The organism is Micromonospora sp. CV4, from assembly GCF_003667455.1.
Lineage (GTDB): Bacteria > Actinomycetota > Actinomycetes > Mycobacteriales > Micromonosporaceae > Micromonospora.
The window spans coordinates 1-604 of the sequence record NZ_RCVI01000060.1 but is presented as its reverse complement, the minus strand read 5'-3'; the positions used below and the strand labels follow the sequence as shown (position 1 = coordinate 604).

General features: G+C 77.5%; 1 protein-coding gene. It reads left to right on the top strand.

Translation table 11 applies throughout. From position 1 onward, the window contains the following. Window positions 1-7 precede the first annotated feature (7 nt). The gene (locus tag EAD98_RS00320) at window positions 8-409 is read left to right on the top strand and encodes a hypothetical protein (protein WP_121652118.1); all 402 of its coding nucleotides are present in this window, start codon (window positions 8-10) and stop codon (window positions 407-409) included. Window positions 410-604: the final 195 nt, after the last annotated feature.

Here is a 604-nt window from a genome sequence, read left to right as displayed (position 1 = left end):
GTGCGGGATGACCGGCCCCGCGCCCCGGTTCCCGTTCCGCTTCGACCCGGCGTTCCGCCCGGCCCTGGCGCTGCTGGGGGTCCGGCCGGCAACCGCCTGGGTCGACGTCACCGACCGGGAACTGCTCATCCGGTACGGACCGTGGCGGTTGCGCACCGCGCGCGACAACGTGGTCGGCGTCGAGGTAAGCGGCCCGTACCGCTGGTGGCGGGCGATCGGCACGCACGTGTCGATGGTCGACGGCGGCGTGAGCTTCGGCAGCAGCACGGCCGGCGGCGTCTGCCTCCGCTTCGGCGTACCGGTGCCGGCCCTGACGCCCTGGGGGTGGCCCCGGCACCCGGCGGCCACGGTGACCGTCACCGACCCGCCCGCTCTGGCCCGGCTCTTCGCCGGCCCGGACCGGTCCTGAGCAGGTCACCGGCCTGCCCGGTTCCGCCGGTCGGGCCGCCTGGTACCGCCTACCGTCGGAGCAGGACCTGCGAGCGTGGGACGGGCGATGGCTGACGAGCACCGGGGGAAACCGCGACGCGGGAGCGGACGCCGCCACCCGCCCACCGGCCCCGACCCGGCGCTGCGCGCCGCCCGTGACCCGGCCCGCCCGCAG